Consider the following 26,837-nt stretch of genomic DNA (forward strand, 5'->3'; position numbering starts at 1 on the left):
CGGGTAGCGAAGATGGTTGCACGTGTGGCTGTGTACGGATTCCCTGCTACCCCCGTTCACGGCCGATACGGCGGCGGATACGGCGGGAATCCGCCTGCCAGGTCCCTTACTTCCTCCCGCACCTGCCTGCTGTCGGCCTGGTCCCGCAGCACCTCCGCGAGCAGCTTGGCGATCCGGGCCATCTCGCCCTCCCCCATCCCCTGGGTGGTGACGGCGGCGGTGCCCAGGCGCAGGCCGCGGGCGTCGTGCGGCAGGGCGCAGCAGTCCAGGATCATCCCGGCGGCGGCGAGCCGGCCGCGTGCGGTGCGGCCGTCGACGCCGAGCGGGGCCGGGTCGGCGGTGATGAGGTGGGTGTCCGTGCCGCCGGTGGTGACGGCGAGGCCCTCGGTGGCGAGCGCGGCGGCCAGGAACCGGGCGTTGGCGACGACCTGATGGGCGTACGCCTGGAAGGCCGGTGTGGCCGCCTCGCCGAAGGCGACGGCCTTGGCGGCGATGGTGTGCATCTGGGCGCCGCCCTGGGTGAAGGGGAAGACGGCCCGGTCGACGCGTTCGGCGAGTTCGGCGCCGCACAGGAGCATGCCGCCGCGCGGTCCGCGCAGCACCTTGTGGGTGGTGGCGCACACCACATCGGCGTACGGCACCGGACTGGGCGCCGCTCCCCCGGCGACGAGTCCGATGGGGTGGGCCGCGTCGGCGATGAGGTAGGCGCCCACCTCGTCGGCGACCTCGCGGAAGTATGCGTAGTCGAGGTGCCGTGGGTAGGCGATCGAGCCGCACACGATCGCCTTGGGCCGGTGCGTGCGGGCCAGGGTGCGGACCTGGTCGTAGGAGATCAGGCCGGTCTCCTCGTCGACGCCGTAGCTCACGAAGTCGAACCAGCGGCCGGAGAAGTTGGCGGGCGAGCCGTGGGTGAGGTGGCCGCCGTACGGCAGGCCGAGCGCGAGGACGGTGTCGCCGGGGCGCAGCAGGGCGGCGTAGGCGGCGAGGACGGCCGAACTGCCCGAGTGGGACTGGACGTTGGCGTGCTCGGCGCCGAACAGCCGCTTGGCGCGCTGTACGGCGAGCCGCTCGGCGACGTCGACGATCTCGCAGCCGCCGTGGTAGCGGGCCCCCGGATAGCCTTCCGCGTACTTGTTGGCGAGCGGCGAGCCGAGGGCGGCCAGCACGGCGGGCGAGGTGAAGTTCTCGGCGGCGATCAGCTGGAGCGTGGTCGACTGCCGGTCCAGCTCCCCGAGCAGGATCTCGGCGAGCGCGGGATCCTGCCGCCGCAGGAGATCGGCCTCTGGGGCATGGGTGACCGGCATGGTGGACTCCGGGCGTCGGCTGGGGACGTAGGGCCTGTCGTTTGGATCATGCCGGCGTCGCGGGCCCTGGCACGCGCATCTGCCGCGTTGTCGTCGGTCGCCGACTCCCCCACGCTCGAATGCGCTCGCGCGGGGGGACCCCCATCGCGTCGACTCCCTCCTCCGCCTTGCAGCTGCACGCACCAGACCCCGCTCGGGTCGGCCGAAAGGCGCAGTCCCTCTCAGCCGACCTGATCCAAACGACAGGCCCTAGGTCCAATGTAGGCCTGGGCGGTCCCGGGCGCCCGCTGTCGTGGGGCGGGCGGGGAGTCAGGTCCGCGCCGCCACTCCCGTCAGCGCCGTCACCACGGGGTCCAGCGCCTGATGTATCTCGTCGCCGACCGACCGGAAGAACGTCAGCGGCGCCCCGTACGGGTCGTACACCTCGTCGGCCTCGGCGGTGGGCGCCAGCAGCCAGCCCCGCAGCGCGGCGGCGGCCCGCACCAGCGCGCGGGCCCGCGCCACCACCCCGTCCTCCAGCGGAGGCAGGGTCGCCGGGTCGATGGCCTTCACCAGCCGGGTGAACTCCTTCAGCGTGAAGGTGCGCAGCCCCGCCGAGTGGCCCATCGAGATCACCTGGGCGCGGTGGTCACGGGTGGCGGTGAGCACCAGGTCGGCACGGATCACATGCTCGTCCAGCAGTTCCCGCCCCACGAAGCCGGAGGCGTCCGCGCCGAAGTCGGCCAGCACCGCCTCGGCGTTGGCCTCCATGGGCGCGCCCTCGTGGCCCCAGGTGCCGGCGCTCTCCACGATCAGCCCGCCGCCCAGGACACCGAGCCGCTGCGACACGAAATGCCGGGTCAGCCGCTCGGTGATGGGCGAGCGGCACACGTTTCCGGTGCTGACGTGGAGGATGCGGAAGCTGTCGCGCGGAAGCCCCACGAACGTCGTCGTGATCTCCGCCGCGCTTTCCCCGTTGCCTATGCCACGCCCCGCGTCAGGGGCTGTCAATTGGCCACCTCAAGGTCGGGTACGACCTTGCGCAGCTCGTCCGGCGAGAGGGCGCCCTCGCGCAGCAGGACGGGCACCGGGCCGGTGACGTCGACGATGGAGGACGGCACGTTGCCGGGGGTCGGGCCGCCGTCGAGGTAGACGGAGACGGAGTCGCCGAGCATCTGCTGGGCGGCGTCGCAGTCCTCCGGCGCCGGGTGGCCGGTGAGGTTCGCCGACGACACGGCCATGGGGCCGACCTCGGTGAGCAGCTCGATGGCGACCGGGTGCAGTGGCATGCGCACGGCAACCGTGCCCCGGGTGTCGCCCAGGTCCCACTGCAGCGACGGCTGGTGCTTGGCGACCAGCGTCAGCGCGCCCGGCCAGAACGCGTCGACCAGCTCCCAGGCCAGCTCGGAGAAGTCGGTGACCAGGCCGTGCAGGGTGTTCGGGGAGCCGATGAGGACGGGCGTGGGCATGTTGCGGCCGCGCCCCTTGGCCTCCAGCAGGTCGGAGACGGCCTCCGCGGAGAACGCGTCCGCGCCGATGCCGTACACGGTGTCGGTGGGGAGGACCACCAGCTCGCCACGGCGGACGGCGGACGCGGCCTCACGCAGACCGGTCACGCGGTCGGTGGCGTCGTTGGTGTCGTATCGCCGTGCCATTTCAGCGGTCCTCCTCGTACACGTACTGCCGGTGTGAAGTCTGGTGGGTGCTCACGGCAACGCCTTACGGGCGGTGGCGAAGCGCGGGCGGTTGTTGAGGTCGGGGTGGTCGGCCGCGTCGGCCCAGCCCCGCTCCTCGGTGAAGATCCACGGCACCTGGCCGCCCTGGGTGTCGGCGTGCTCGATGACGACGACGCCGCCGGGGCGCAGCAGCCGGTGCGCGGTGCGTTCCAGGCCGCGGATGAGGTCGAGGCCGTCCTCGCCGGAGAACAGTGCCATCTCGGGGTCGTAGTCCCGGGCCTCGGGAGCGACGTACTCCCATTCGGTGAGCGGGATGTACGGCGGGTTGGAGATCACCAGGTCGACCTGCCCGTCGAGATCGGGGAACGCGGTCAGGGCGTCACCCTGCCGCAAGTCGACCCGCGACCCCTCGACGTTCTTACGGGTCCACCGCAGCGCCTCCTCGGACAGCTCCACGGCGTGCACGCGGGAGCGCGGCACCTCCTGGGCGAGCGCGAGCGCGATGGCGCCGGAGCCGGTGCACAGGTCGACGATCAGCGGCTCGACCACGTCCATGGCGCGCACGGCGTCTATGGCCCAGCCGACCACGGACTCCGTCTCCGGGCGCGGCACGAACACGCCCGGCCCCACGTGGAGTTCCAGGTAGCGGAAGAAGGCCCGCCCGGTGATGTGCTGGAGCGGCTCGCGCTGCTCACGGCGCGCGACGACCTCCCAGTAGCGGGCGTCGAAGTCGGAGTCCTGCACGGAGTGCAACTCGCCCCGCTTCACGCCGTGCACGAACGCGGCGAGCTCCTCCGCGTCGGTGCGCGGCGAGGGCACGCCGGCGTCGGCCAGCCGCTGGGTGGCCTGGGCCACCTCCGCGAGCAGCAGACTGCGGGGGCTTGGGGGCCGCCCCCCAAAAGATGGCTGCACGCTCGTCCTCCGTCGTACTCGTAAGTGCCTTACGCGGCTGCGAGCTTGGCGGCCGAGTCCGCGTCGACACAGGCCTGGATCACCGCGTCGAGTTCGCCGTCCAGGACCTGGTCCAGGTTGTACGCCTTGAAGCCGACGCGGTGGTCCGAGATGCGATTCTCCGGGAAGTTGTAGGTACGGATCTTCTCGGAGCGGTCGACGGTACGGACCTGGCTGCGGCGGGCGTCGGCGGCCTCCCTCTCCGCCTCCTCCTGCGCCATGGCGAGCAGCCTGGAGCGCAGGATACGCAGTGCCTGCTCCTTGTTCTGCAGCTGGCTCTTCTCGTTCTGGCAGGAGGCGACGACTCCGGTCGGAATGTGCGTGATGCGCACGGCCGAGTCGGTCGTGTTGACCGACTGGCCGCCGGGGCCGGAGGACCGGTAGACGTCGATCCGCAGGTCGTTCGGGTTGATCTCGACGTCGACCTCCTCCGCCTCGGGGGTGACGAGGACACCGGCCGCGGAGGTGTGGATACGGCCCTGGGACTCGGTGGCGGGCACGCGCTGCACGCGGTGCACGCCGCCCTCGTACTTCAGCCGCGCCCAGACCCCCTGCCCGGGCTCGATCTGCCCGCGCGCCTTCACCGCGACCTGGACGTCCTTGTAGCCGCCCAGCTCGGACTCGGTGGCGTCGATGATCTCGGTCTTCCAGCCGACCCGCTCGGCGTACCGCAGATACATGCGCAGCAGGTCCCCGGCGAACAGCGCCGACTCGTCGCCGCCCGCGCCCGCCTTGATCTCCAGGATCACGTCCTTGTCGTCGCTGGGGTCGCGCGGGACGAGCAGCAGACGCAGCTTCTCCGTCAGCTCCTCGCGCTGCTGCTCCAGCTCCTTGACCTCGGCGGCGAACTCCGGGTCGTCGGCGCCCAGTTCGCGGGCCGTCTCGATGTCGTCGCCGGACTGCTTCCAGGAGCGGTACGTGGCGACGATCGGGGTCAGCTCGGCGTAGCGCTTGTTCAGCTTGCGCGCGTTCGCCTGGTCCGCGTGGACCGACGGATCGGCGAGCTTCTTCTCCAGGTCGGCGTGCTCGGCGACGAGCTCCTCGACGGCCTCGAACATCTCTGGCTCCTGTTGGTGCGTACGGGGGTGAAGTGGGCGGCGACCAAAAACGCCGGTCCCGGCACGCCTGTGGTGGGGCGCGGCCGTGGACCGGCGAATTGGAGCTCGCTACTTCTTGGAGCCGGCAGCAGCCTTGCCGAAGCGGGCCTCGAAGCGGGCCACACGGCCACCGGTGTCGAGGATCTTCTGCTTGCCCGTGTAGAACGGGTGGCACTCGGAGCAGACCTCGGCACGGATGGTGCCGCTCTCGATCGTGCTACGGGTGGTGAACGACGCGCCGCAGGTGCAGCTGACCTGCGTCTCGACGTACGCGGGGTGGATGTCGCGCTTCAAGGTGTCTCCTAGGTTTCGGGAGGGCGCCGGGTCGCCTGCCGCGGGATGCGAGAGGCGTGAACCGGAGCCGACGTACCAGTCTGCCAGGACTGGGGCCATCCCCCAAAACCGGGGGTTGCTGTCAGGTATTCCCTGCGGGTGAGGGGTGGGTGCGCGGGTCGGGTCTAGGGCGTGATCACGCCCTTGGCTTCGCCTGTTGCCGTGCCCTCCGTGGCCGCCCTGGGGATCGGCCTGTCGTTCTTCAGGGCCGTCCAGACCTGCTGGGCCTTCGCCTCGTCCAGGAGGACTCGGTTGGGGTCGGCGGGGTCGTACTGGACCGGCATCGTGACCATGGTCATCTTCGATGCGCTGATGTCCTTGAGGCCGCTCGCGAAGGACATCAGGGCGTCGACCGAGCCGAGGGAGGAGTCGGTCGTGACCGCGTTGGTGGCGGTGTCGGCGAGGTCGTACAGCTTCTTCGGGTTGGTGAAGAGGCCGATGTCCTTGACCTGCTCGACCAGCGCCTTGATGAAGGCCTGCTGGAGCTGGATGCGGCCGAGGTCGGAGCCGTCGCCCACGCCGTGCCGGGTGCGGACCAGGCCGAGGGCCTGCTCGCCGGTGAGCTGGTGCGTCCCGGCCCTGAGGTTGAGGTGGCTGTCGGGGTCGTTGATGTCCTTCGTGGTGGTGACCTCGACGCCGCCCAGCTCGTCGACGAGCCTCTGGAAACCGGTGAAGTCGACCTCCAGGTAGTGGTCCATCCGGATGCCGGTGAGGGACTCCACCGTCTTCACGGCGCACGCGGCGCCACCGGTGCTGTACGCGGAGTTGAACATCACGCCGGAGGCCGCGTCGTGGGTGGTGCCGTCGGTGTCCGTGCACTCGGGGCGGTCGATCAGGGTGTCGCGCGGGATGGAGACCACTCCGGCCTTCTTCCGGCCCTCGTAGACGTGCACGATCATCGCCGTGTCCGAGCGGGCGCTGCCGTCGTCGGCGCCGCCGCCCAGCTTCTGGTTGCTGCCGGAGCGGGTGTCCGAGCCGAGGACCAGGATGTTCTCGGAGCCGTTGTCGACCTTGCCGGGCCGACCGGCACCCAGGGCGTGGTCGATGTCGACGCTCTTGATGTTGCCGTTGAGCTTGAAGTACACGTATCCGACTCCGGTGCCGCCGAGGACGACGATGCCCGCCGCGGTCCAGGCCGTGATCAGCAGCCCTCTGTGGCCCTTGGCCCGAGGCTTGCGGCGGCGGCCCTTGGCCCGGTGGCGCGGGCCCCTCGTGCCGGGCTCACCCGGTATGCCGGGCTCCGGCGTGCTGTCGGCAGGCATGTGCTCCTCAGCTCTCGTCGGATCGGTTTACCCCCTGCGGTCAGGAATGGGCATGCACCACACCATCGTCGCTCTGTCCGGTCAGACGGGGAAACTCGGGGCAGGGTTGCACAGAAGACTGTGAAGGGCCGCATCCGGTCACCGAGGTGACGGATGCGGCCCTTCAGGAGACCGGTCGCGAGCAGGCTCAGTCGCCGTTGCCCGGGGTGGGCGTCGTCTTCTGGATCTGCATCAGGAACTCGGCGTTCGACTTCGTCTGCTTCATCTTGTCGAGGAGCAGCTCGACCGCCTGCTGCTGGTCGAGCGCGTGCAGCACCCGGCGCAGCTTCCAGACGATGTTCAGCTCCTCGGCGCCGAGCAGGATCTCTTCCTTGCGGGTGCCGGACGCGTCGACGTCCACCGCCGGGAAGATGCGCTTGTCGGCGAGCTTCCGGTCGAGCTTGAGCTCCGCGTTGCCGGTGCCCTTGAACTCCTCGAAGATCACCTCGTCCATGCGGGACCCGGTGTCCACCAGGGCGGTGGCGAGGATGGTCAGCGAGCCGCCGTCCTCGATGTTGCGGGCCGCACCGAAGAAGCGCTTCGGCGGGTACAGGGCCGTCGAGTCGACACCACCGGACAGGATGCGGCCGGAGGCCGGGGCGGCGAGGTTGTACGCACGGCCCAGGCGGGTGATCGAGTCCAGCAGCACGACCACGTCGTGACCCAGCTCCACCAGCCGCTTGGCGCGCTCGATGGCGAGCTCGGCGACCGTGGTGTGGTCCTCGGCCGGGCGGTCGAAGGTCGAGGAGATGACCTCGCCCTTGACCGACCGCTGCATGTCGGTGACCTCTTCCGGACGCTCGTCGACGAGGACGACCATCAGGTGGCACTCGGGGTTGTTGTGCGTGATCGCGTTGGCGATCGCCTGCATGATCATGGTCTTGCCGGTCTTCGGCGGGGCCACGATCAGACCGCGCTGGCCCTTACCGATCGGCGAGACCAGGTCGATGATGCGGGTGGTGAGGACGCCGGGGTCCGTCTCCAGGCGGAGGCGGTCCTGCGGGTACAGCGGCGTCAGCTTGTTGAACTCCGGGCGGCCGCGGCCGTGTTCGGGCGCCATGCCGTTGACGGAGTCCAGCCGGACGAGGGCGTTGAACTTCTCGCGCCGCTCGCCTTCCTTGGGCTGACGGACCGCGCCGGTGATGTGGTCGCCCTTGCGCAGGCCGTTCTTGCGGACCTGGGCGAGGGAGACGTACACGTCGTTCGGCCCGGGCAGGTAGCCCGACGTACGGATGAAGGCGTAGTTGTCGAGGATGTCCAGGATGCCCGCGACCGGGATCAGGACGTCGTCCTCGGCGATCTGCGGCTCGCTGCCCATCTCGTCACGGCCCCGGCGGCCCCGGCGGTCCCGGTAGCGGCCGCGACGGCCGCGCCGGCCGCCCTCGAAGTCGTCGTCGCTCTGACCCTGGCCGCCGCCCTGCTGCTGACGCTGCTGCTGGCCCTGGCCCTGGTTCTGCTGCTGGTCGTCGCCCTTGGTACGGCGGTCACGGTCCCGGCCGCGCTCGCGGCGGTCGCGGCGGCGGCCCTCGCCGCCCTCACCGGCGTCGCCCTTGGCCTCGCCCTGCGGCTGCTGCTGCGGCGCGGGTGTCTCGGCCTTGGGCTCGCTCTTGGCCTCTGCGGTGACGGTCTCGGGGCTGCCTGCCTCGGCGGTGGCGCGGCGACGGCGGCGCTCCGCGGGGGCGTCATCTCCCCCACGCTCGGCCTCTCCCCCACGCTCGGCTTCGCTCGCGCCGGCGGTGCCCCCATCGCGGCCCGTGCCACCGGCCGGCTGGCCGGGGATCTCGATCTGCTGCTGGGCCACGGCCTTCTCGGCCGGCGCCTCGGCCTTCTTCCCGGCCTTCTCGGCGGGGGCCTCCTCGCCGGTGCGCGCCTTGGACGTGGCGCGGCGCTTCGGCTTGGTCTCGGTGGCGGCCTCGGCGGTCTTCGCCGGGGCTCCCCCTCCTGCCTGCGCCTCCTTGATGACCTCGATCAGCTGGCTCTTGCGCATGCGCGCGGTGCCCCTGATGCCGAGGCCGGATGCGACCTGCTGCAGCTCGGCCAGCACCATGCCCTCGAGGCCGGTACCGCGGCGCCGCCGGGAGCCGGCACCGGTGGCAGGCGCGGAGGCGTCCGTGGCGGGCGCGGCAGCGGTCTCCTCGACACGTGCGCCCATCAGATCGGTGGTGTCGCTCACGAAGGGTCCTTCCCTGGAGCGGACGTCGGCCTGTCTGGCTCGGCGACCGGTTGTGCTGTCCGGCTTCGGTCCTTGCTGACTGAACCGTGCCGGGGCGGTGGTCCGCCTGAACGGCGGAGGAAATATCTGGTGATGGCGCTTCCTTGAGCCGTGGCACCCAGTGTCACGTGGCGTGGTCGCACCGGTTCCGGAGCGTGCCCGTCGGACCGCTCAGTGTCGACGTACGACGTACTGCCCGCGTACGAGGTACGAAACACAGGGCGGCTTGGGGAGCTCCCGGAAGAATGTCTGTCCCGGACTGGGACACGAGGCACCTCGCCATGGTGGGGTCGGGTGCAGACTTGAGGTTAACACTACCGGATCCAACAAACATTCCCCCTCTCGAAATCCGGCAATCGCGTGCTTTTAATCGGCGCTCGTCGCGTCGGCGCCGCTGGTCGCGAGCGGCAGCACGCTCGCTCCCGGCACGTCCAGGGCCAGCCGGTTCGCCGCCCAGTCCGGGCCGGCCAGCTGTTCCACCTTGTCGGCCGTGCCCTGGTCGGCCAGCGCGAGCACGGTGGGTCCGGCGCCGGAGATGACCGCGGGGATGCCGTCGGCCCGCAGCCGCTCCACCAGGGCCGCGCTCTCGGGCATGGCGGGCGCGCGGTACTCCTGGTGCAGCCGGTCCTCGGTGGCGGGCAGCAGCAGCTCGGGGCGCCTGGTCAGGGCCTCGACGAGCAGCGCGGCACGGCCCGCGTTGGTGGCGGCGTCGACGTGCGGCACGGTGCGCGGGAGCAGGCCGCGCGCGGTCTCCGTCAGGACCGGCTTCCCGGGCACGAAAACCACCGGAACGATGGAATCGGCGGGATCCATCCTGATCGCCCGCGCGGCTCCGGCCTCCATCCAGGAGAGCGTGAAACCGCCGAGCAGACAGGCCGCGACGTTGTCCGGGTGCCCCTCGATCTCGGTGGCCAGCTCCAGCAGACGCGTGTCGTCCAGGCGGGCCTCGCCGCCTATGGTCACGGCCCGGGCGGCGACGATTCCGGCGCAGATGGCGGCCGAGGAGGAGCCCAGGCCACGGCCGTGCGGAATGCGGTTCGCGCAGACGATTTCCAGGCCACGCGGCTGTCCGCCCAGGGAATCGAAGGCAGTGCGGAGAGAGCGTACGAGAAGGTGGTTTTCGTCACGCGGCAGCGTCTCGCTGCCCTCACCCGCGATGTCGATGTGCAGCCCGGAGTCGGCCACCCGGACGACCACGTCGTCGTAGAGCCCCAGCGCGAGGCCGAGGGCGTCGAAGCCCGGGCCGAGGTTGGCGCTGGTGGCGGGGACGCGCACCCGTACGGCGGCGGCGCGGAACGCTGGACCGGCCATCGCTCGATGACTCTCCTTGAGCTGCGTGACTGTCGAAGACATTCGATGACGTACGACGAACCCTTCGGGCCGTTGTCCGATCACTCCGGGGATGCACTCCGGAGACCACGACGACGGCGCGGCGCCCTGCCTATGCGAGGCATATGCGGGGGACGGGTTCAGTACAGCCTATCGAAGGAAGGTTCTGTGGCGACATAGGGCGCACAGGAGGCGCACGATGCGTGTCGTAAGCCCCCTGTGCCCCCCTTCCAGGGGAAGCCCTGGGTCAAGCGGTACGTCAGACCAGCCCGAGGCGCTCGGCAGCGGTGGCCGCGTCCACCGGAACGGTGACCGGCTGCGGTGCGCCGGCGACGGCCCAGTCGGGGTCCTTGAGGCCGTTTCCGGTGACCGTGCACACGATGCGCTGGCCCGGGTCGACCTTGCCGAGTTCGGCGGCCTTCAGCAGACCGGCCACGGAGGCGGCGGAGGCGGGCTCCACGAAGACGCCCTCCTGCGCGGCCAACAGGCGGTAGGCGCGCAGGATTTCACGGTCCGTCACCTCGTCGATGAGACCGCCGGACTCGTCCCGCGCGTTGAGCGCGTGCTGCCAGGAGGCGGGGTTGCCGATCCGGATCGCGGTGGCGATGGTCGAGGGGTCCTTGACGACCTCGCCGCGCACGATGGGCGCGGAACCGGAGGCCTGGAAGCCCCACATGCGGGGCGTCCCGGCGGCGACGCCGTCGGCGGCGTACTCCGTGTACCCCTTCCAGTACGCCGTGATGTTGCCCGCGTTGCCCACCGGCAGGACGTGGATGTCGGGGGCGTCGCCGAGCATGTCGACAATCTCGAACGCGGCGGTCTTCTGGCCCTCGATACGTACCGGGTTGACCGAATTGACCAGCGCGACGGGGTAGTTGTCGCTCAGCGCGCGGGCAAGCGTGAGGCAGTCGTCGAAGTTGCCGTCGACCTGGAGTATCTTCGCGCCGTGCACCAGGGCCTGGCCCATCTTGCCGAGGGCGATCTTGCCCTGCGGCACGAGCACGGCGGAGACCATCCCGGCACGCACGGCGTACGCGGCGGCGGAGGCGGACGTGTTGCCCGTGGAGGCACAGATGACAGCCTTGGCCCCCTCCTCCTTGGCCTTGCTGATGGCCATGGTCATGCCGCGGTCCTTGAAGGACCCGGTCGGGTTGGCGCCCTCCACCTTGAGGTGAACCTCGCAGCCCGTGCGCTCGGAGAGCACCTGCGCGGGCACGAGGGGCGTGCCGCCCTCGCGGAGCGTCACGACCGGCGTGGTGTCGGAGACGGGCAGCCGGTCCCGGTACTCCTCGATGATTCCGCGCCACTGGTGGGTCATTGCTGGTTACTCTCCTTCAACCCGCATGATGCTGGCGACACCCCGCACGGTGTCGAGCTTGCGCAGCGCCTCGACGGTCCCGTTGAGGGAGGCGTCGGAGGCGCGGTGCGTGACGACGACGAGGGAGGCCTCGCCGTCCTTCCCCTGCTGCCGAACCGTATCGATGGACACCCCGTGCTCCGCGAACACGGTGGCCACCTGGGCGAGAACACCCGGTTTGTCGGCGACGTCGAGGCTGATGTGGTAGCGCGTGACGACCTCGCCCATGGGCGAGACGGGCAGCGCGGCGTACGCGGACTCGCCGGGGCCGGTGGCGTTGCTCAGCCGGTTGCGGCAGACGGCGACGAGGTCGCCGAGGACGGCGGAGGCGGTCGGGGAGCCACCGGCACCGGGGCCGTAGAACATCAGCTGCCCCGCCGCGTCCGACTCCACGAACACGGCGTTGTACGCGCCGCGCACGGAGGCGAGCGGGTGGGTCAGCGGAATCATCGCCGGGTGCACGCGCGCGGTGACGGAGGCTCCGTCTTTCGAACGCTCACAGATGGCGAGCAGTTTGATGGTGCAGCCCATCTCCTTGGCGGAGGCGAAGTCTGCTGCCGTCACCTCGGTCATGCCCTCGCGGTAGACGTCGTCGAGGCGCACGCGCGTGTGGAAGGCGATACCGGCGAGGATGGCGGCCTTGGCGGCGGCGTCGAAGCCCTCGACGTCGGCGGTGGGATCGGCTTCCGCGTACCCCAGGGCGGTGGCCTCGTCGAGGGCCTCCTGGTAGCCGGCGCCGGTCGAGTCCATCTTGTCGAGGATGAAGTTCGTGGTCCCGTTGACGATCCCGAGCACCCGGTTGACCTTGTCACCGGCCAGGGACTCGCGCAGCGGGCGGATCAGCGGGATGGCACCGGCGACGGCGGCCTCGTAGTAGAGGTCCTTGTCGTGCTCCTCCGCGGCCGCGTGCAGGGCGGCGCCGTCCTGGGCGAGGAGGGCCTTGTTGGCGGAGACGACGGACGCGCCGTGCTCGAAGGCGGTGGTGATGAGCGTACGGGCGGGCTCGATACCGCCGATGACCTCGACCACGACGTCGAGGTCGCCGCGTTTGACGAGGGCGGTGGCGTCGGTGGTGATGAGCGCGGGGTCGATGCCCTCACGAACCTTGGAGGGACGCCGTACGGCCACCCCCGCGAGCTCCACCGGGGCGCCGATGCGGGCGGCGAGGTCGTCGGCGTGCGTCGTCATGATGCGCGCCACCTCTGAGCCGACCACTCCACAGCCCAGCAGCGCCACCTTCAGCGGACGCGTACGCATCATCCGACCTCGTTTCTCTTACCGTCTACGGTGGGACCAGTCTCACGCACCGGACGGGAGTTTCTATCCCTCGTCCGGATCGTGAGACGTCTATTTCATTTTTCCGGGGGTGGAAGACAGGAGATCTTCCACCCGGCGTTTTGTCCGGCTCAGCCGACGTCGAGACGCAGGAGGTCCTCCTCCGTCTCCCGGCGAACGATCACACGCGCCTCGCCGTCCCGCACGGCCACGACCGGCGGGCGGGTGACGTGGTTGTAGTTGCTGGCCATGGACCGGCAGTAGGCACCCGTGGCCGGTACGGCGATCAGGTCACCCGGTGCCAGGTCGGCGGGCAGGAACGCGTCCTTCACCACGATGTCGCCGCTCTCGCAGTGCTTGCCGACGACGCGGGCCAGCATCGGCTCGGCGTCGGAGCTGCGGGAGACGAGCGCGACGCTGTACTCGGCGTCGTACAGCGCGGTACGGATATTGTCCGACATGCCGCCGTCGACGGAGATGTACGTCCGCAGCCCGTCGAGGGGCTTGATGGTGCCGACCTCGTAGAGCGTGAAGGCGGTGGGCCCGACGATGGCCCGCCCCGGCTCGACGGAGATGCGCGGAGTCCGCAGCTTGGCGGCCTCGCACTCGCGCGTGACGATCTCGGTCAGGGCCTTGGCGATCTCATGCGGCTCGCGCGGATCGTCGTCGCTCGTGTACGCGATCCCGAGGCCACCGCCGAGGTCGATCTCGGGCAGCTCGACGCCGTGCTCGTCCCGGATGTCCTTGAGCAGCCCGACGACGCGGTGGGCGGCGACCTCGAAGCCGGACATGTCGAAGATCTGCGAGCCGATGTGGCTGTGAATCCCGATGAGCTCGACCCCGTCGAGCTGAAGGGCCCGTCGTACGGCCTCGGCGGCCTGTCCCCCGGCCAGCGGGATGCCGAACTTCTGGTCCTCGTGGGCGGTGGCGATGAACTCGTGGGTGTGCGCCTCCACCCCGACGGTGACACGGATCTGCACCCGCTGCCGCCTGCCGAGTTCCTGCGCGATGTGGGCGACGCGGACGATCTCCTGGAAGGAGTCGAGCACGATCCGCCCCACGCCGGCCTCCATGGCCCGCCGGATCTCGTCCTTGGACTTGTTGTTTCCGTGGAAGGCGATGCGGTCGGCGGGCATCCCGGCGGAGAGCGCGGTGGCCAGCTCACCGCCGGAACACACGTCCAGGTTCAGCCCCTCCTCGTGCAGCCACCGCACGACGGCCCGCGACAGGAACGCCTTGCCCGCGTAGAAGACGTCGGCGTCGTGCCCGAAGGCGGTACGCCAGGCGCGGGCACGGGCGCGGAAATCGGCCTCGTCGAGGATGTAGGCGGGGGTGCCGAACTCCTCGGCGAGCCGCGTCACGGGGACACCGCCGACCGTGACGACGCCGTGGGCGTCGCGGGTGACGGTCTGTGCCCACACCTTGCCGTCGAGGGCGTTGAGGTCGGCGGGCGGGGCGCTGTAGTGACCCTCGGGGAGGACGTCGGCGTGACGGGGCCCGGCGGGGTGTGCGGAACGGCTCATTTCTCTTTGGGCTCTCTCAGAGGTGTTCGGGTGCGTCGATGCCGAGCAGGGACAGGCCGCCGGCCAGCACCGTCCCGGCGGCTTCGGCGAGCGCGAGCCGGGCCCGGTGGGCGGCCGAGGGTTTCTCCGCACCGCGCGGAAGCACGGTGGGCAGCAGGGGGAGAACTGCATCGGCGACGCTGACGAGGTGCCGGGCGAGTCGGTCGGGGGCGTGGTGGGTGGCGGCGGTGGTGAGGATGCGGGGGTGGTCGGCGAGGGTGGGGAGCAGGTGCTCGGTGGTGGGCGGTACGTCGATGGTGCATGGGTGGGCGGTGATGCTGGGGTCGGCGTTGGTGCTGGGGTTGGCATTGATGCTGGGGTCGTCGGCGTTGGTGCTGGGGTTGGCGGTGATGCCGGGGTCGGCGGTGATGCCGGGGTCAGCGGTGAAGCCGAGGTCGGCGGCGTTGCGGGTGAGGGCGCGGATGCGGGCGTGGGCGTAACGGACGCGGAAGAGGGGGTTGCTCTCGCGCTGGACCAGGTGCTCGGGGGTGATGCGGGGGCGGTCGTGCGGGGCGGGGTGGAGGAGGGCCCAGCGGGCGGCGTCGCGGGAGAGGGCGCGGGAGAGGAGGAGGGGGGTGGTGGGGGCGGCGGTGAGGCGGAGGGTGACGGGGTTGTCGCTGCTGTCCCTGCGGTCGCTGTTGTGGCTGCCGTCGCTGCCGTGGCTGTCGGCGCTGCTCTTGGGAACGTTGCCGTTGCTGCCATTGGCATTGTTGAGGTCGATGAGGTCGCCGTAGGCATCGACGTGGACGCCGAGCACGGCCTCCCACTCCTGCTCGGGCCGGGCGTCGCAGCTGGTGCGGACGTGGGCGCCCTGGGAGCGCAGGAGGCGGGCGGTGGCGTCCAGGACGACGAGGGCGCGCACCTCGCAGGGGGCGTGCAGGTGCACGACCTGCCCGGCGAGGGCGTCGCTGTGCCCGTAGCGGGGCCCATCACGAAGGATGCGGCGGACGACCTCGGCGGAGGCGGCGCTTTCCAGGGCGATGTTCAGAAAGCCGGGCCCGGTGATCTCGACGCCGACGACACCCTCCGCGCTCGCGAGATACGGCCGCAGCACCTCGGCGACTCGCAGGGGCGGTCGGCCGGCGGGGCGGGCGAGCTGGAGGGCGATGTTGGTGGCGTAGTCGCCCCAACCGCCGGGGCCGGGCGGCGTGACCACGGCGCGCGCAGGCACGGTCACGCTCAGCTCCCCCTCGTCGACAGCGCGACGCACGGCGTGCAGCACGGTGCGGGAGAGCTCGACGGGGGTCACGGGACAAGCGTATGGGAGGAGGGGGGTGGGTATGCGAGCCGGTTTGGGCGCTGGTCCGGGATATGGACGACGTCAGAAGTACGTCACGTGTACGTGACCGCCGGCACCCGGCGCCACCGGCCGACCGCCCGCCGCTCAACCACCGGCACGCCCGGCCCGCTCGGCCTCGGCGGCCCCGAACAACTCACCCCGCCCGGCATCACCGCCGTCAGGACGCCTGTCTGCCCCTCGCTCGATCAACTGCCGCACCAGCTGCACCAGTTCGCCGGGCTCGAACGGCTTGGCGAGGAAGGCGTCGACACCGACGTCGAGGCCGCTCTCGACCTCGTACTGTGTACAGGCGCTGACGATGGCGAGGGGCAGTTGCCGGGTCCGGGGATCCGCCCGCAGCCGGGCGGCCGTACGCAGTCCGTCCAGCCGCGGCATCACGACGTCGAGCGTGACGACGTCGGGCCGCACCTGATGAACGACATCCAGACACTCGACACCATCGGCCGCGGTCACGACCTCGAAGCCCTCCAGCTCGAGGTTGACCCTGATCAACTGCCGGATGACCTTGTTGTCGTCCACAACAAGCACCCGGCCCGACGCGCCTGGCACAACTTCGAGAGTAGGTCCGGACCGGCCACCGCGTCCGGGTTTTCCCCACTTCCACCCCCTGCGGGCGACCCGCACTCTCCGTGACCTCGGGGCGGCCCCCCAGCAAACCCGTTCATGAACACCCCGAAGGAGCTGGTAGTGTTCTACCCGTCGCCGCGACCACCGCGACCGACACGCCCCCGTAGCTCAGGGGATAGAGCAACGGCCTCCGGAGCCGTGTGCGCAGGTTCGAATCCTGCCGGGGGCACATCCCATCAAGGCCCTGACCAGCGAAAACGCCGGTCAGGGCCTTTTCTGTGCATGCCAAAACTGCAACGGCCTACCTGACCGTGAGCAATTGTGCGCAGGTGACTGTCTTCAACGCGTTGACCAGGGGTTTTGTGACGACCAGGGCAGGAAGGAACACGCATCAGCCGTCCCACAAGCGGAGTGAAGGAACATGTGTGGGACATGCATGGGACGAAAGTCCGTGACGGATCGCTCGGACGCTGGTCATACCCCCTGCGACCTGCGGCTTACCGGAAAGTCGTGCCGTGCGGGCAAACATGGTGGATGGCCGTGTGTCTTTTGCCGAGCGGCACAGTGTCGTAGGACAAGGTCGTCCTCACGCCACGACGTCGCGCTGTTCCGGCTCCCAGGCCGCCAGAAGAGCGAAAGCCGGTGCGGCCCAGTCCTCGGCGTCTAGGAGGAGGTCGACGGCCTTCATCGAACCCTCCGCTGCAAGGAGTTGTTCGCCGATGCCCTGAGGAACCCACAGGGCGGCGGTTCCCCGGTACCAGTCCACGGCCACCTGGTACACCGCGACGACCGCCAGATCCCATGAGGTGAGCGGGTCGTACACGCCCCTGCCATGCGGGGACCTTTGCTGGGGCGGGATCCGTACGGCGATCAGTCGCCACGGGCGCCCCGCTGACCGCTCGGCCGCCGCGAGGCGGGCCTGTTCGGCCCAGGCCGTGGTCAGCCGGGCAAGCGATTCCTCGGCCTCGTCGCGCCCCTTGCGGCGGCGCCCCAGGGCTTCGTGCAGCTCTTGTTCGGCCGCCATCGCGGCCTCGGCAAGCGGCTTGGCGTTTCCCCGGGCTCCGGCCAACCACGCCCGCCAAATCCTCCGCAGCACTTGAGGAGCTTCGGAGCCGAAGACCCCGAAGTCGGTGTCAGCGGTCAGCGCGGGGGCAGCGAGGGACGCGACCGCCGCGCCGTCGGCGAGCGTCCGAGGAGCGAAGAACCGCGTGAGCAGCCGCCGCTCCTCCTCGGCGCGCTCGGCCCAGGCCATCATCCGGACCTCGGCCCGGGATCGCAGCCAGGGGCACGCTGCCAGGCCGTCGCCGGCCGTGATCAGTCGATGCTGCGTTTTCCGCCACAAGGCCAGCAGGTCGTCTCTGCACACCCTGGCCTCCACGTGGCGCTCCCATGCGTCCGCGTCGTCCTCGTCCTCCGGGAACTCGCCCAGCGACAGCAGACCCGCCGCGGCGACGACGTCCGCCTCGCTCGGAAGGGTGTCTTCCTCCTCTTCTTTGGACCACAGCCGCGACAGAGCATCAAGGGCGTCGAGGAAGACCGGCCAGCGTCCGTCGTCGGGCACCGCCCAGCGGCAGCTCCAGTTCGTGCAGAGCCGTTCCAGCGAGAAAGCGTCGAGGCTGAAGCCGACGGCGCGCACCGAAGATGCCTTGCGCAGGTGGGGGCAGTCCTCCACTGCGTGAATGAGCCCTGTGTCCGAAGCCGTCGTCAGGCCCGGGAATCTGGTGCCCTCGAAAGGGCCCAGTGGCGTGCCCGCGCTGATGCAGCGGCCGAGCGCGACGGACAGCGTTCCGGTCTCTGGGACGGTCATGCGCTCGACATTAATCCACGGCCGTTGCCCACGGGGCCGCAGCGAAACCGGCGACCCCGCGTGCGGAACGGTATGGCACCCTGCCACGACGAATGGCAGTTGCGTTGCTGGGGTGTGTCCTGCCCACAGCGGCCAGGGGTCTGCTCAGTCGTATTCGAGCAGCAGCCTTTCGATGCGCTGGTTGGCGATGGCCGCCCGCCCGTACAGGCACTTGGCGTAGCGGGTCATGAGGACCTCGACGCTGTTGCCGGCGCGGTCAGCGACCTCGGTGGGATCGACGCCTGCGTTCAGCCAGGTGGACAGGGCCGAGTGGCGCAGGTCGTAAGGGCGGGCCGCGAGTGGCGAGCTGACCAGATCGGGTGGGAGGGCGAGTTCACGGGCCTCGTGCCAGACACCGTCGTACGTGGAGGAGCCGACGATGCCGCCATGCTCGTTGAAGAACAGGCGGCCGTCATCGGCGGTGCCGAAGGCGTCGAGGGCATCTCGCCACAGCGCCACCAGCTCGGGCGGCAGCGGCACCGGACGGGTATCTCCGGGTGGGCGGCTCTTCAGCCCGCGCTCATCGTGAAGCTTCCCTGTGTCGGTCCACTTCTTGCCTGCCTGGGGCCGAGTGATGTGCAGAATCACCCTGCCCCAGCCCTCCGCAGGCAGGACGCAATCCGGCAGGGTCACCGCGACCACCTCCTCGGGACGCAGCCCGGCAAAGTACATGCCGGCGAACAGCCCCACCAGCCGCCGTCCACGGGCCCGCCGGTAGCTTCCGACGTAGGCAACGGCGCAGAGCAGGGAGCGAGCCTGGGCGGGGTTGGCGACCACCCGCGGGTCAACCTGCTTGACGGTCTCGGCGATCCGCCAGTTGACATTAGCGATCGGATCACTGCCGAGCTTGCTTTGCTCGATCGCATACCGTACGGCGTTCACGAGGGTCATACGCTTGTGCCGCTGGGTCTCGGCTGCTGCGACCGTGCCGTCCTGTTTCAGCCGCAGGGTCTGCAGCAGGGCCCGTGTCACGGCCGGATCCATCAGGTCGGCCAGCGGGCGTGACGCCCTCTCCGCCCAGCGCAGCGCAAGCCGCACGTCGGCAGGCGCCGTCCGCAACTCCGGCCGGGGAACGACGAACGCCCAGTTTCGAAGCGCCTGCCGCAGCAGCTCGTCATTTGGGCGGCCTCGCACGTCCCGGAGCATCGCCAGGGTGATCGCGCACAGTGCGTCACTGGTCTCGTTGCGGGTCTTCGCTGCGACCTGCGGCCAGCGCATCTCCAGATAGTCGAGCGCAAAGGCGTACCAGCTGGTTGAGACCGAGCCGTGCCCCGTTCCCCCGGAGGCCGACTCATCGGCAGCGCTCCGCCTGACGGCCCGGACCAGCGCGGTACCGAGTTCGTCGGCCAGAGCGCTGATGTCCGTCGCACCTCCCGCAGACCGGCTTCCGCCAGGCCGCACGGCAATCACGGTCCCTGCCCCGCGCCTCCTCACGGGGACTCCGCGCCCCTGAAATACCGGACTCCTCATAACATCCACCACCTCTCTGAGCAGGTGAACGCATCAGGCCCAGGGAGCATTGGCGCCCTCAGCAGCATCGATGGTCAAGTCAAGAAGCCCAGACCTGGGAGGACAAGGGGTAGGATAAGTAGCATGAGTGAGCCTACCGGCAGTACTCGATCACCATGCCGCGCGACATCGCCGAAGCCGCCAAGGCCCGCAGCGGCCCCTCCGGCCTGTCCGCCTACGTCGCCGCCGCCGTGGCCCGGCAGATCGAACGCGACAACCTCAACGAACTGATCTCCGTCGCCGAGGCCGAGCACGGGTCCGTCACGGACGAGGAGATCCAGGCGCTGCGCGACCATCTCAACCAGGCCCGCCGGCAGCAGACACAGGGCGGGTCGAACGCCGCGTGACCCGCTCCCCCGCCCTTCCCAGCGGCACCATGGTCCTCGACAGCGAAGGGCTCGCCAAGGCCGTGCTGCGTGACCGGTCCGTCACGGGATGGCTCGCGCTGTCCCGAGCCGACGACCTCCGGGTCATCACGTCTTCAGCCACCCTCGTAGAGGTGGTCCACCCTCGGATCAACCGCCCGGCCCTGGAGTGGACCCTGTCCCGCCTCGTCGTCGAACCGGTCACCGAGCCGATCGCCCGCCACGCCGCCGCCCTCCTCGCCGACGCCGGCCTGCACGGCCACAAGTACGCCATCGACGCCATGCTCGCCGCGACCGCCCTCGCCGCCCCGGGCCCGGTCACGATCCTCACCTCGGATCCCGAGGACCTGACCGCGCTGTGCGGCCGACGAGCCACCGTGATCAAGGTCTGATCCGGTCCTCTCGCCGATTGGGCAGCGCCTTCGGCCCAGCCGCTGCTGATCGAGCTCGAGCGACTGGTCGTAGGCGCTCGGGAGCCCTTCGATACGCTGATTGTTGATGGACTGCGGGTCGTGCAGGCATTTGGCGTACTGGCTCAGCAGGAATTCGACGCTGTCCGCGGGCAACCTCGGCCGGGTCCGACCCGGCACACAGCCACCTGGACAGCGCCGAGTGAGTGAACCGCCAGATCATCCCGGAGTCGCTGGAGACGCTCACCGAGCATCACCTGAGACGGGGTACGACATGCCGGTGCTGCTCTTTGCCGGGGTCAGCCCACTCGTGCGGCGGTCGCGTAATCGGGCATCTCCGCCGTCTCGGGATCGACAACGCCGAGACGACTCCCAGGCTCCTTGGTGAACTCCAAAAAGCGCGAGACCGGTCCGGCGTGGGTCAGGTGGAGTTCGTGCATGGCCCTGGTGCAGGCGATGCAGAGCATGCACTTGTCCATTTCGGTGGCGTAGTTCGTGTCGTCCCCGTCCGGGACGATCACGGCGTCGAACTCCAGTCCCTTGGCGATGTGCGCCGAGGTGATGATGGTGCCGGCGCTGAACTCCGTGCTGTCGTAGTCGAGGAAGGTCAGGTCGACGCCCGCCGCCGACAGGGTCCGGTACAGCTCCTGCGCGACGGTCTTGCAGACGATGCCGAGGGAGCGGTACTCGCTTCGCCGGTGCCGCTCGATGCGCGCCAGGATCTCCGCCTCCTGCGCCTTGCGGTCAGCGCGGCAACGACCTGCGGCGGCAGCCCGTGCCGCTCGATCGGGACGAGGTTGTCGTTGCGCGAGATGTGCTGGGCGAAATCCGTGATCTCGGACGTGGAGCGGTAACTCCTGCACAGCTCCAGACAGTCCGCCTCCGGGAAGAGGTCACGGATCACCGGCAGGGAGGAGGAGCTGAACGGGTTCACCGACTGGTTGGCGTCCCCGAGGATCGTCATCTTGCAGGAGAACAGCGCGCGCAGCGGCCTGTGCCTGAGGCCGGCACATGTGGCACTGGTGTGGCGCCGTGAAGTCCGACTGCTGGCCGTGCCGGTGTTCGTAGGCGCTCTCGTCTTGGCGTACTGGGCGGCCACCACGCGCGGGTGGCCTGGTTCGCGCACAGCGACAGCGCCCAAGACCTCGGAGAGCCTTCGTGGGCGGGTCGGTCATGACGGTCGTGACGTTCGTCAGCGCGTTGCTGCTGACGGCCGCGTTCCTGTCCTTGGTGCCTGGCCGGCGTATGTGGTTCACGGTGCTGGGCGCCGGCACGATCTGCGGCTACCTGCTGTACGGCTTCCTCATCAAGGGGGCCGAATATGTGGGCGTCTTCGAGACCCACCTCTGGCTGCACGACCCCGCGGGCAAGGTCGTCCTGTCACTGGCAACCGCGGCGGCCGTCACCCTGATGTGTGCCCCGCCGGTCCGCCGCGCTCTCCGGTCGGTGACCGAGCCGGAGCTGTCGTGGACCTTCCGCGTGGACCCGGTCCATGATCGCGGGACGCCGCCCACGGTTCATTCCCCTGGTGCGGCGCCTCGTGTGCGGGAGGCCGCTACCAGAAACGGACTTAACACCCTCTGAGTGGGCGTTTGATGTTGATTCGCACCGACCGTTTCAACATGCTTTGCCTGGTTTTATTACCAACGTGCATGGCCTGAAATACCTGGAAGCTCCCTACCAGTAGGGAGCTTCCATCCCATTGCTAAACCAGACGGAATTCGAGCGGCAGGTGCGAACTAAACGGGCGGTCCGATCAGCACCTCGGAGTGCGCGAATGCGCTCCTACAGGGCGAAGCGTCACGAAAGCCGCCGGCCTCAAAGGTGACACATCCCTCTGAACATCCCTAAACACCCACTCAGTGAGTGTTTAGGGAGGTCAAGCAGTTATGTGCCGCCTTTGAGGTCGGCGGCTTTCGACGTATTTCGCTCCATAGGAGCACATTCGCGCACAACGAGGCGACGATCGGACCGCCCGTTTAGTTCGCACCTGCCGCTCGAATTCCGTCTGGTTTAGAAATGCCCGCCGGTGACGAATACGGCAAATTGGATTGAAAGGGCCGACTCGGATCAACATCAAACGCCCACTGAAAGCTCAGCCCTTTGCCCCGCCTGTTCGATCCGTCCGCTGAATCTACTTAACGACTCACAGCGTCCGTCGCACGCCCGCCTGACGTTCGAGGTTGCGCAGCTGCACAGCCAGATCCCCTTCCACGGCGTCGTGCGCCGGGCCCCGACGTCCTACGGGCAGAACCTCCTCGCCTCTCATGTCCTCCAGCATGAGAGCAAACGCGGCATACATGGCCACACCCGCGAGGAGCAGTCCGAAAGCTCCGGAAATGTAGCCAAGCCAGGTGGCACCGGTGAAGTTGAAGAGCGAGGCCACTGCGAAGCGCGGCACAGCCACACACAGCACGAACCACATCGCACGCTTGCGGTTCGCGACGGTCGCCATCATCAGGGCGAAAACAGCGAACACGAGATTGAGCACGCCGAGCACCTCGGTACCCGCCGGCGGATTGATGGCCAGCACCAGGGAGCTCGCCAGCCAGGTTCCCGAGAAGCACGCCATGAGCGTCGCCGCGAGGACGTCCCTCGCCCCGAACGCCAGGATGCTGACGATCAGTTGCAAGATGAAGGCCGGAAGGATCGTCAGGGCGACCGCCCGATGAGCGTCGTCGCCCAGAAAGCCCAGTTGCAAGCTTCCGACGATGACGGAGGCGATCGCCACCGCGAAGAATCCGACAGGCATGGGGGAGGCGATGGGGTGGAGGTTGATGCGGGTCATCGGCCGCAGGTCCGGTTCGAAATGTCTGCCTGTCGGCTCGGCCCGTTCGCCAGCCGGTTGGGGACTGCTCGTCATGGTGAACTCTCCTGTAAGTCGTATTCACAAGGGAGCGAGGGCTGATTATCGCGACAGTCGGCATGCGACACTCGGGGCGTCTCCAGTGTCTGCCCCACCATGGGCACGCCGTTCCAGCACGCCGTTCCAGCACGCAGTCGAGCCCGCTCCGTGTGACGTGGAAGTTGCTGATCGCCAGTGATGCCTGCGTGGCGCGGTCGTAGAAGGGCGGGCGCCCGGTTCCCGCCAAGGAGCCCGCGCCACGCAGACCGCCGACCCACGCCGCGTAACGGCGCGACGCGGCGTTGCTTGCGCCGAGCCGCTGCCGCGAGCGCCGGCGGCTCACACCTGTTCAGGCACGGACCAGGGGTGTGTCGACCAGATGCTCGGCCAGGAACCACGCCTGCAGTTCGCCAGTCCGGATCACCTGTGAGACAAGCAGGTCGTTGGTGCCGTCGTCACCCAACTCTCCGGTGCGGGACGCCGAGTCATGGGCGTCGGCGAGAATCGTCTCGTGTGCCGCCAGCAACCGCGAGAGCATGACGGGCACTTCCTCCACGCCGTCCGGAGGGCGCGGGATCGACGTGATCTCGGCGACGTGCCGGGGATCACTCACCGCGACACCGCCCAGGGTCTGCACCCGCTCGGCAAGAGTGTCGACGAGCGCGAGCTGTTCCCCGGCGTGCTTGTCCAGCACGAGGTGCAGTTGGTAGAAGGTCGCACCGCGCACCAGCCAGTGGTGCTTCTTGTAGAGGCTGTAGAGGATCTGGGTGTCCGCCAGGACCTTGTTGAGGCGCTGGCAGGAGTACATACGTGCCTCGTAGGAGAGGCCGAGCGGGAACTGCTTGACCGTCCCGAACTCCTGGATGATCTCGCCCTTCTGATGCAGCCACGGCTGGCTGCTCACGTGCTGGGTGCTGGTGGTCATGATCCGCCTCCTGCGGTGTGGGCTTTGTGCGCACGAGTGACGCTAAGCGCCTGCAAGCAGGACGTATTGCCCAGGAGCGCATACCGAACTGCTCGGCAGCGCACTGAGCGAGAAGTCCCTGCCCGGCGTTTCGTTCTCGGGCAAGCCCTGTGCGCCGACGGGCACGGTCCTATGCCTCGCCCTGTGGTGATCGGGGACGGGAACCTGCTCGCCCTTCTCCTCACCTGTGATGCGTGGCTTGCCATCAAAGGAACCGGCTGCCCGAAAGGTGGAAGTGCCACGAAGACCCGGCCTTCGCACGGAAGTTCTCGGCAGACCGCGCAAGGCCAGCCGTTCGTCGTCACGGTCATCGCCGGAGATCAGGGCGGCCACCCGATCAAGCTGCAGCTCAACGTGGCGCAGTGTCACCTGAGGCAAGCCACTGGACCCTGCGGTCCTCGGGCACGAACGGACTCGGTCGGCGCCTGTGTGCCAAGCAGGCGCAGCTGGAGGCCCGGTCGCCGCTCAAAGCTGATCCGGACAGCTCCGCACCACCGAGCGACCGTTCGAGGGGACAGCCTCGGCCGGTGGCTGCGGACTCGAGCCAGGTCTGCGGCGGCCCGTGCCCGGAGGACGCCGGTACGTGGTGGCGTCCACGCCCTCCGCGGGCACGGCACCTGCCCCTGTGGTGTTCGGGCCACACCCCTACGCACAGGTCGCGGCCGAACTTACGGCTGCACCGGTCCGGCAAGGTCCACAATGTCGTCAGAGGCGACGTCATGCAGCCTGATCGCGAGATCCTCCAGCGCACGGCTCACGGCGAGTTCGTCGCCGATCTCCGGAACCGGTCGGTCAATCGGGTTCCGGCGGGCCACGCCGGTGCCGCTGATCGTGGCGTCCTCCGAGATGGCCAGCACCGCGCGGGCACGGGTGTCGTCACCTTCCTCTGTGATGTCGATCTCAACGGTCCAGCGCTTGCTCGCCATGGTGATCACTCCCGTGGGGACTTCATAGGCGTTTCGTAGGACAGACCAAGAGGAGACTGCTTGACGGTCCAGAAGTTCCGGAAAATCTGTGCACAAGTGACGCTAGGCGCCCACGCGGAAGACGCATTGCCCAACAGCGCACGCGGACTGCTCGGCAGCGCACTGAGCGAAGGTCCGGTGCCTGGTGTTCGTTCTCGGGCAAGTCCCCGTGCGCTGGCGGGCGCGTCCCTGTGCCTCGCTCTCTCTAACTTCTCGCTGGCGGGGTGAGCCGACGAGCGGCGAGAAGAGGCATGAGCGTGAGCGAGCAGGCCGATGTGGTCGTGCTGGGGCTGGGGCCCGGCGGCGAGTACGTCGCGGGCTGTCTGGCGGAGGCCGGGCTGGATGTGGTGGAGATCGAGACGGAGCTCGTCGGGGGCGAGTGCCCGTGCTGGGGGTGTGTGCCCAGCAAGATGATGATCCGGGCCGCGAACCTGCTCGCTGAGGCAGGCCGCGTGCCGTTCCTCGCCGGTGAAGTGAAGGTGACTCCCGACTGGAGCCGCGTTGCCAGACGTATCCGGGGCGAGGCCACCGATGACTGGAACGACCAGGTGGCCGCCGACCGGCTCGCGGCGAAGGGCGTCCGGCTCGTGCGCGGAACGGGACGACTCACCGGGCCACGGCAGGTAACGGTCGGCGGACGCACGTTCCAGGCCCGGCAGGGTGTGGTCCTGGCCACCGGCACCCGGCCGCGGATTCCCCCGGTCCGGGGCCTGGCCTCGACGCCGTACTGAACCAACCGGGACGCGATGGCGGCCAAGGAGCTGCCGGCCTCGATGATCGTGCTCGGAGGAGGCGCCATCGGCGTGGAACTCGCCCAGGTCTTCGCCCGCTTCCGGTGCGCGGTCACCGTGGTGGAGGGGCAGGACCGGCTGCTGGCGCAGGAGGAACCGGAAGCCGGTGAGCTGGCCGAGAAGGTTCTTCGGGAGGACGGCGTCACCATTCTCACCTCGGCCCGGGCCCGGCAGGTCGGTCATGACGGCACCGGCTTCATCGTCCACGTCGAGGGCGAGCTGGAGCCGCTGCGCGCCGAACGGCTTCTCGTCGCCACCGGGCGCCGCGCCGACCTCGCCGCGCTGGGCGTCGACGCGGCCGGGCTCGACTCTTCGGCACAGACCGTGCCCACGGACGGGCAGATGCGGGCCGGGGACGGGCTCTGGGCTATCGGTGACATCACCGGCCACGGCGATTTCACGCATGTGTCCATGTATCAGGCGGAGATCGCCGTACGGGACATCCTCGGGTGGCCCGGCCCCGACGCCGACTACCGTGCGCTGCCCCGGGTCACCTTCACCGACCCCGAGATCGCGGCCGTGGGACTGACCGAGCGGCAGGCGCGCGACCGACGCCTGCGGGTGCGCACCAGCCTGCTGCCGATCGCCTCCTCTACGCGTGGCTGGATCCACGGGCCGGGCAACGAGGGGTTCATCAAGCTGGTCGAGGATGCCGACCGGGGCGTGCTGATCGGGGCGACGTCGGCGGGACCGGCGGGAGGAGAGGTGTTGTACGGGCTGAACGTCGCCGTCCACGCGGAAGTGCCCGTCGAACGCCTCCGGCACATGATCTACACCTACCCCACCTTCCACCGGACCGTGGAAGCCGCTCTGGGAGCCCTGCGCTGAGCCGCTTGTCCCCGGTGCGTACGCAGCGAGCCGGGCGATGGCCGGGGGGACGGCACGGGGAACCCCACGGC

Annotated in this window: 21 protein-coding genes, 1 tRNA gene and 4 pseudogenes; 6 read left to right on the top strand and 20 right to left on the bottom strand. The window is 69.5% G+C overall.

What is annotated here, in order from left to right; translation table 11 throughout:
• Positions 1-56: 56 nt before the first annotated feature.
• The 14 genes and pseudogenes from glyA to HJD23_RS12305 all read right to left on the bottom strand — a co-directional run bounded on the left by glyA (position 57) and on the right by HJD23_RS12305 (position 16,280).
• Entirely contained in the window at positions 57-1,304 is a 1,248-nt protein-coding gene (gene glyA / locus HJD23_RS12240; protein WP_171118090.1) for a serine hydroxymethyltransferase, read from the bottom strand.
• Positions 1,305-1,613: 309 nt separating this feature from the next.
• The gene (locus HJD23_RS12245) at positions 1,614-2,294 is read right to left on the bottom strand and encodes a protein-tyrosine-phosphatase (protein WP_141313225.1); all 681 of its coding nucleotides are present in this window, start codon (positions 2,292-2,294) and stop codon (positions 1,614-1,616) included.
• The gene (locus HJD23_RS12250; RefSeq protein WP_141313226.1) at positions 2,291-2,938 is read right to left on the bottom strand and encodes an L-threonylcarbamoyladenylate synthase; all 648 of its coding nucleotides are present in this window, start codon (positions 2,936-2,938) and stop codon (positions 2,291-2,293) included. Before HJD23_RS12250 ends, HJD23_RS12245 begins: the two co-directional genes overlap by 4 nt.
• A gap of 51 nt (positions 2,939-2,989) precedes the next feature.
• A complete protein-coding gene (prmC, locus tag HJD23_RS12255) occupies positions 2,990-3,829 on the bottom strand; it encodes a peptide chain release factor N(5)-glutamine methyltransferase (RefSeq protein WP_171119212.1) in 840 nt (279 codons plus the stop codon).
• A 71-nt stretch (positions 3,830-3,900) separates the two neighbouring features.
• Entirely contained in the window at positions 3,901-4,968 is a 1,068-nt protein-coding gene (gene prfA, locus HJD23_RS12260) for a peptide chain release factor 1 (protein ID WP_171118092.1), read from the bottom strand.
• Between the two features lie 108 nt (positions 4,969-5,076).
• Positions 5,077-5,301 (bottom strand): 50S ribosomal protein L31, encoded by a 225-nt coding sequence (gene rpmE / locus HJD23_RS12265; protein WP_014675000.1) that lies wholly within the window; start codon positions 5,299-5,301, stop codon positions 5,077-5,079.
• 164 nt (positions 5,302-5,465) lie between these two features.
• Complete coding sequence (locus HJD23_RS12270; protein WP_171118094.1) at positions 5,466-6,602, bottom strand: LCP family protein; 1,137 nt, start codon at positions 6,600-6,602, stop codon at positions 5,466-5,468.
• A gap of 187 nt (positions 6,603-6,789) precedes the next feature.
• Complete coding sequence (gene rho / locus HJD23_RS12275) at positions 6,790-8,814, bottom strand: transcription termination factor Rho (RefSeq protein WP_171118096.1); 2,025 nt, start codon at positions 8,812-8,814, stop codon at positions 6,790-6,792.
• Positions 8,815-9,219: 405 nt separating this feature from the next.
• On the bottom strand, positions 9,220-10,164 hold the full coding sequence (gene thrB / locus HJD23_RS12280) for a homoserine kinase (protein WP_171118097.1): 945 nt from the start codon (positions 10,162-10,164) through the stop codon (positions 9,220-9,222).
• Between the two features lie 277 nt (positions 10,165-10,441).
• Positions 10,442-11,500 (bottom strand): threonine synthase, encoded by a 1,059-nt coding sequence (gene thrC, locus HJD23_RS12285; RefSeq protein WP_171118099.1) that lies wholly within the window; start codon positions 11,498-11,500, stop codon positions 10,442-10,444.
• Between the two features lie 6 nt (positions 11,501-11,506).
• Positions 11,507-12,799 (bottom strand): homoserine dehydrogenase, encoded by a 1,293-nt coding sequence (locus HJD23_RS12290; protein ID WP_171118101.1) that lies wholly within the window; start codon positions 12,797-12,799, stop codon positions 11,507-11,509.
• Between the two features lie 146 nt (positions 12,800-12,945).
• On the bottom strand, positions 12,946-14,337 hold the full coding sequence (lysA, locus tag HJD23_RS12295; RefSeq protein WP_171118103.1) for a diaminopimelate decarboxylase: 1,392 nt from the start codon (positions 14,335-14,337) through the stop codon (positions 12,946-12,948).
• A 16-nt stretch (positions 14,338-14,353) separates the two neighbouring features.
• Positions 14,354-15,625 carry an ArgS-related anticodon-binding protein NrtL gene (gene nrtL / locus HJD23_RS12300; RefSeq protein ID WP_171118106.1) on the bottom strand — a complete coding sequence of 424 codons (1,272 nt, stop codon included), beginning with the start codon at positions 15,623-15,625 and terminating at the stop codon, positions 14,354-14,356.
• A gap of 135 nt (positions 15,626-15,760) precedes the next feature.
• Positions 15,761-16,280, bottom strand: a pseudogene (locus HJD23_RS12305) (response regulator).
• Between the two features lie 120 nt (positions 16,281-16,400).
• On the opposite strand from HJD23_RS12305, the gene HJD23_RS12310 reads away from it, so the two are divergent.
• A tRNA-Arg gene (locus HJD23_RS12310) sits at positions 16,401-16,472 on the top strand.
• Positions 16,473-16,829: 357 nt separating this feature from the next.
• On the opposite strand, the gene HJD23_RS12315 is transcribed toward HJD23_RS12310, so the two are convergent.
• Both HJD23_RS12315 and HJD23_RS12320 read right to left on the bottom strand, forming a co-directional pair.
• Entirely contained in the window at positions 16,830-18,050 is a 1,221-nt protein-coding gene (locus HJD23_RS12315; RefSeq protein WP_171118107.1) for a hypothetical protein, read from the bottom strand.
• Positions 18,051-18,194: 144 nt separating this feature from the next.
• Positions 18,195-19,499 carry a site-specific integrase gene (locus HJD23_RS12320; RefSeq protein ID WP_197973900.1) on the bottom strand — a complete coding sequence of 435 codons (1,305 nt, stop codon included), beginning with the start codon at positions 19,497-19,499 and terminating at the stop codon, positions 18,195-18,197.
• Positions 19,500-19,682: 183 nt separating this feature from the next.
• Here HJD23_RS12320 and HJD23_RS12325 point away from each other — a divergent pair.
• Both HJD23_RS12325 and HJD23_RS12330 read left to right on the top strand, forming a co-directional pair.
• A pseudogene (locus tag HJD23_RS12325) lies at positions 19,683-19,945 on the top strand (CopG family transcriptional regulator).
• Positions 19,942-20,355: a PIN domain-containing protein gene (locus tag HJD23_RS12330; RefSeq protein ID WP_171118109.1), complete on the top strand. Its 414-nt coding sequence runs from the start codon at positions 19,942-19,944 to the stop codon at positions 20,353-20,355. The pseudogene HJD23_RS12325 and the gene HJD23_RS12330 overlap by 4 nt, the downstream one beginning before the upstream one ends.
• Positions 20,356-20,672: 317 nt before the next feature.
• On the opposite strand, the gene HJD23_RS12335 is transcribed toward HJD23_RS12330, so the two are convergent.
• On the bottom strand, positions 20,673-21,236 hold the full coding sequence (locus HJD23_RS12335) for a helicase (protein WP_232108010.1): 564 nt from the start codon (positions 21,234-21,236) through the stop codon (positions 20,673-20,675).
• 126 nt (positions 21,237-21,362) lie between these two features.
• Between HJD23_RS12335 and HJD23_RS12340 the strand changes: the two are divergent.
• Positions 21,363-21,957, top strand: a pseudogene (locus HJD23_RS12340) (hypothetical protein); the annotation flags it as partial.
• Between the two features lie 562 nt (positions 21,958-22,519).
• Here the strand turns inward: HJD23_RS12340 and HJD23_RS12345 are convergent.
• The 3 genes from HJD23_RS12345 to HJD23_RS12355 form a co-directional block, all read right to left on the bottom strand.
• On the bottom strand, positions 22,520-23,236 hold the full coding sequence (locus tag HJD23_RS12345; protein WP_171118112.1) for a GPR1/FUN34/YaaH family transporter: 717 nt from the start codon (positions 23,234-23,236) through the stop codon (positions 22,520-22,522).
• A gap of 331 nt (positions 23,237-23,567) precedes the next feature.
• Positions 23,568-24,143, bottom strand: a complete 576-nt coding sequence (locus HJD23_RS12350) for a DNA starvation/stationary phase protection protein (protein ID WP_171118114.1) — start codon at positions 24,141-24,143, stop codon at positions 23,568-23,570.
• 707 nt (positions 24,144-24,850) lie between these two features.
• Positions 24,851-25,108: a DUF1876 domain-containing protein gene (locus HJD23_RS12355; protein WP_171118116.1), complete on the bottom strand. Its 258-nt coding sequence runs from the start codon at positions 25,106-25,108 to the stop codon at positions 24,851-24,853.
• A gap of 290 nt (positions 25,109-25,398) precedes the next feature.
• Here HJD23_RS12355 and HJD23_RS43740 point away from each other — a divergent pair.
• Positions 25,399-26,349, top strand: a pseudogene (locus HJD23_RS43740) (NAD(P)/FAD-dependent oxidoreductase); the annotation flags it as partial.
• Positions 26,350-26,766: a hypothetical protein gene (locus HJD23_RS43745; protein ID WP_240980984.1), complete on the top strand. Its 417-nt coding sequence runs from the start codon at positions 26,350-26,352 to the stop codon at positions 26,764-26,766.
• Positions 26,767-26,837 lie beyond the last annotated feature (71 nt).

The organism is Streptomyces sp. Z423-1 (genome assembly GCF_013009255.1).
In the GTDB taxonomy this organism is placed as follows: Bacteria; Actinomycetota; Actinomycetes; order Streptomycetales; family Streptomycetaceae; genus Streptomyces; species Streptomyces gossypiisoli.

Excerpts from the sequence above, each read along its gene's own strand:
- HJD23_RS12290 (WP_171118101.1), bottom strand. The coding sequence starts at position 12,799 with ATGATGCGTACGCGTCCGCTGAAGGTGGCGCTGCTGGGCTGTGGAGTG.
- thrB (WP_171118097.1), bottom strand. The coding sequence starts at position 10,164 with ATGGCCGGTCCAGCGTTCCGCGCCGCCGCCGTACGGGTGCGCGTCCCC.
- HJD23_RS12315 (WP_171118107.1), bottom strand. The coding sequence starts at position 18,050 with ATGACCGTCCCAGAGACCGGAACGCTGTCCGTCGCGCTCGGCCGCTGC.
- thrC (WP_171118099.1), bottom strand. The coding sequence starts at position 11,500 with ATGACCCACCAGTGGCGCGGAATCATCGAGGAGTACCGGGACCGGCTG.
- HJD23_RS12350 (WP_171118114.1), bottom strand. The coding sequence starts at position 24,143 with ATGACCACCAGCACCCAGCACGTGAGCAGCCAGCCGTGGCTGCATCAG.
- HJD23_RS12250 (WP_141313226.1), bottom strand. The coding sequence starts at position 2,938 with ATGGCACGGCGATACGACACCAACGACGCCACCGACCGCGTGACCGGT.
- HJD23_RS43745 (WP_240980984.1), top strand. The coding sequence starts at position 26,350 with ATGTATCAGGCGGAGATCGCCGTACGGGACATCCTCGGGTGGCCCGGC.
- HJD23_RS12345 (WP_171118112.1), bottom strand. The coding sequence starts at position 23,236 with ATGACGAGCAGTCCCCAACCGGCTGGCGAACGGGCCGAGCCGACAGGC.
- glyA (WP_171118090.1), bottom strand. The coding sequence starts at position 1,304 with ATGCCGGTCACCCATGCCCCAGAGGCCGATCTCCTGCGGCGGCAGGAT.
- HJD23_RS12270 (WP_171118094.1), bottom strand. The coding sequence starts at position 6,602 with ATGCCTGCCGACAGCACGCCGGAGCCCGGCATACCGGGTGAGCCCGGC.
- prfA (WP_171118092.1), bottom strand. The coding sequence starts at position 4,968 with ATGTTCGAGGCCGTCGAGGAGCTCGTCGCCGAGCACGCCGACCTGGAG.
- HJD23_RS12355 (WP_171118116.1), bottom strand. The coding sequence starts at position 25,108 with ATGGCGAGCAAGCGCTGGACCGTTGAGATCGACATCACAGAGGAAGGT.
- lysA (WP_171118103.1), bottom strand. The coding sequence starts at position 14,337 with ATGAGCCGTTCCGCACACCCCGCCGGGCCCCGTCACGCCGACGTCCTC.